General features: G+C 41.3%; 2 protein-coding genes. One reads left to right on the top strand and one right to left on the bottom strand.

The features are described from left to right. Positions 1-1,015: IS110 family transposase (locus ACEW8O_RS04365; RefSeq protein ID WP_373493403.1), on the top strand; the 1,015-nt coding region annotated here is incomplete at its 5' end. A 379-nt stretch (positions 1,016-1,394) separates the two neighbouring features. Here the strand turns inward: ACEW8O_RS04365 and ACEW8O_RS04360 are convergent. Continuing rightward, on the bottom strand, positions 1,395-3,803 hold the full coding sequence (locus ACEW8O_RS04360) for an ABC transporter permease (protein WP_373493402.1): 2,409 nt from the start codon (positions 3,801-3,803) through the stop codon (positions 1,395-1,397). Positions 3,804-3,933: the final 130 nt, after the last annotated feature.

Here is a 3,933-nt window from a genome sequence, read left to right as displayed (position 1 = left end):
TGAACTGGTATGCAGTTTCGGAGTTATCGATGATGAGCTCCAAGTTAAATTAAAAGCAAATTCAATTTTCAAAAACAAAGACAAAGGGTTTGTTAAGCTCATTAAGTGGGAAGAAAGCCTCAGTTCCAAAGAAGTAGAGATTATCTATGTAATGGAGGCCACAGGGGTCTACCATGAAAAGCTCGCCAACTGGCTGTATGAAAGGTCCAAAAAAGTGGCGATAGTCCTACCCAACAAGATCAGCAACTATGCAAGGACCCTGGATATCAAAACCGTTACGGACAAAACAGCTTCTGAAGCAATAGCACGGTTCGGTCTTGAAAGAAAGCTTGATTCATGGCGACCGCCTTCTCTAATATTCAGAAAAATGAGGCAACTCACAAGGGAACGGGAGCAGATTGTCACAGAGAGAACTGTAATCAAAAACCAGATCCACGCCGAGAAAACTGAAGCATTTCCAAATCCAAGCTCCATGAAAAGACTGAAAAAAAGACTCAAACTTCTCAATGAGCAGGAAAAGGAAATCAAAAAAGAAATCAGCAGCCTTATAAAAGAGAATGATTCAGTCAAAGAAGATATAAAGTATATAACCAGCATTCCAGGGGTTGGAGAACTCACCGCTGCAATTATAATGGCTGAAACAAATGGTTTTGAACTCATACAAAACAAACGCCAGCTGACAAGTTTTGCCGGCTTGGATGTCAAGGAAAAACAATCAGGGACTTCGGTCAAGGGCAAACCAAAAATATCAAAAAGAGGAAACAGATATCTGAGAAAAGCAGTACATCTGCCCGCACTTACTGCGGTAAAACACTGTGAACAGTACAAAGACACCTATGCAAGACTTGTCGGAAGACATGGAATTAAAATGAAAGCATTGGTCGCAATCCAAAGAAAACTCCTCGAACTGGCCTACATCTTATACAAAACAAAATCAACTTTCGCCCAAAACTATGAAGAAAAAAGAAAGGCCCTGCAACAAACGGCAGAACCTTTTGAATCTAGCTTGAGCTGATTTATATACAAAGATAAAAATAAAGATTTTACTTGAAACTTAACACAGAATCTTGGCTCTTGACTCTCGTCTCTCGCTCCATCTACCTCCTCTTCTCCACAGAGATTGCCACGTCGCACGTAGGTCTATTCAAAAAATCAAGGCTTTTCAAGTGCTCCTACCAATGACGAAACCCCACTACCTTTATCCATCACAAAATCCCATACTAGAATCTTAGCTCTTGTTCTTGTATCTTGTTTCCTGTATCTCCCTTCTTGTCTCTCGCATCTCGTCTCTCGGTTCTCATCTTGGCTCTTGTTTCTTGTATCTTGGTTCTCCCCTCTCGACTCTCGCTTCTCGCTTCTTACAAACCTTCATCCCTTTTCCCTCATCCTTCCCATCACTCCGACTTCAAAGAATCAACCGGATTCGCCAAAGCTGCTTTGACCGCCTGATAACTCACCGTCCCATAGGCAATCAAAACGGCAACCAATCCGGAAACCACAAAGGTCCAAATGCTGAGGTCTATTTTGTAGGCAAAATTCTCCAGCCATTTTTCTGCAGCGTAATATCCCAAAGGGGCTGCAATCAGGATGGCCACCACTACCAATACCAAAAACTCCCTTGATACCAAAGTAGTAATATTCCAAGTAGTTGCACCCAACACTTTCCTGATACCGATTTCCTTGGTTTTTTGCTCTGCCGTGAAAGCAGCCAATCCAAACAGTCCGATGCAGGAAATCAAAATGGCAATAACGGTGAAATATAGGATGATGGTAGAAGTCCTTTTTTCGGATTCATAGTTTCTCATAAAATCCTGATCCAAAAAGGAATAGGCAAAAGGAGTGGTTGGATTGACGGATTTCCAGGTTTGTTCCACAAAAGAAATCAAATCCGCCATCCTTTCAGTTTCAACTTTGGCTACAAGGAATGGTGGCTGACCCGTGTAGGGAAAAGCCAATGGCTTGATGTTTTTGTGTAGGCTTTCAAAATGGAAATCCCTGACAACCCCGATGATTTCCCATGTTACAACTTCTCCACGCCAATCCATGTTCAGGTGTTTTCCGATAGCCTCTTCTACCTCAAACCCATATGCCTTTGCAGCAGTTTCATTGATGACCAATCTCCCGCTATTTTCTGTAAATTCTTCGGAATACCCTCTTCCTACAAGAATATCAAGGTCAAGCACTTCAAAGAAATCATTGGAAATACGATTGATGTATACATCAACAACATCATCTATTGTTTTTCCCTCAGGATACAGCAACCAATCTTGGAGAACTTTCAATCCGGGATAAGATGAACCTCCACTGACCATTCTGATACCATGCCGACTCTGCAGTTGGGTTTTGAAAGCGGCAAAATTGGTCCTAGATTCCTCACTTTGAAGCGGCACAATCAATTGTTGCTCCTTGTCAAAACCAAGGTTGCTGTCCACCAAAAAATTCATCTGTCCCTGGATGATAAATGCCATGGCAATCAGCGCAATTGATATCACGAATTGGAAAACCACCAATCCCTTTCTGATGGCAACTGCCGCAAAACCATTTCCCTTACTTCCTTTCAATATAGAAACTGGCTTGAAACCTGATAGATAAAAAGCAGGATAAATGCCTGCCATAACTCCCGTTAGCAGGGTCAACCCTAAAATAATAGGAAACAAAAGTGGGTTACCGAATAAATCAAGGGATTTTTCAGCCACATTATTGAACATTGGCAACAGCAATAGTAACAGCAGAATTGCCAAAAACAATGAGATAATGCTCATAAGAATGGACTCCCCCATAAACTGCTTGACAAGTTCATGTTTCCCTGCTCCTATTACTTTTCTTACGCCAACCTCCTTGGCCCTTTTTTCAGACCTGGCTGTAGAAAGGTTCATGAAATTGATACAGGCTATCAAAAGCACAAAAAATCCAATGGAGCCAAATACAAAAAGATTTCTGTAGTTGCCATTGGTATCAACCTCATAACCGAGATCCGATTTGAGGTAAATATCCCTTACCGGTTGCAAAAAAAGAGATAATGAAACCCCCACCGAAGCCGATTCTTTCAGTTTACCCTGGTAAAAATCCTGCATCTTGGATTCCATCTCATCCATTGTTCTGCCCTCCTGCATCCTGAAATAAGTATGGAACATATTGTTGTTTGGCCAGGAAGTTTCCGAACTGACCCAATTTCCGATGTCAGAATTGATGATGGAGAGAAAGAAATTTGCCCGGATATGTGATTTTGGGGAATTCCCAAAAACCCCTTTGATGGAATAGTCAAAATTTCCCTCAGGCAATCCTATGGTGATAACTTCATTGATGGGATTTTTTTCTCCGAAGATTTTCCTTGCCAGACTCTGGGAGAGAACCATCGTATTGTTTTCTGACAGGGCAGTTTTCGGATTGCCTGAAACGAACTCATAAGTCAACACATCAAAAAAAGTCGAATCCACATAATAACCATTTGTCTCATTGAATACCTTCAGTTCCCCTCCACCCTCGTAGTTTAGAATCATGGATTCCAGCATGGGGTATTTGAGCAATCTCGCTGACTGAAGTACTTCAGGAAATTCTGACTTTATGGAAAATGCCATAGGTGCAGGAGAAGCGGCTGAATTACCTTCCGGAAAATTGATGGCGACCCTATATAAATTATCCAAATCCCTGTGGTGCTTGTCATAACTGCTTTCATCCCATATATACAAAAGCAGGAGAATACAGGTCGCCAATCCCACCCCCAACCCGATCATATTGATCAGGGAAATGGATAGGTTTTTCCGGAAACTTCTAAGTGCGGTTTTGAAGATGTTCTTTAGCATGACGGTAAGGGTTATTTGGTTAGTTGGTTAGTGGTTCCTGATTATTGAAATATGGTAGAGATAAATTGATATAATTTGAAATATTTTGATGAGACTGTTCATTTAAGTGTGTCTGCTAACTTTACACAAG

Origin of the sequence: Aquiflexum sp., from assembly GCF_041749095.1 — a bacterium.
Taxonomy (GTDB): Bacteria; Bacteroidota; Bacteroidia; order Cytophagales; family Cyclobacteriaceae; genus Aquiflexum.
Note: the sequence above shows the minus strand (reverse complement) of the source record. Positions and strands in the feature narration are given on the sequence as shown.

Excerpts from the sequence above, each read along its gene's own strand:
- ACEW8O_RS04360 (WP_373493402.1), bottom strand. The coding sequence starts at position 3,803 with ATGCTAAAGAACATCTTCAAAACCGCACTTAGAAGTTTCCGGAAAAAC.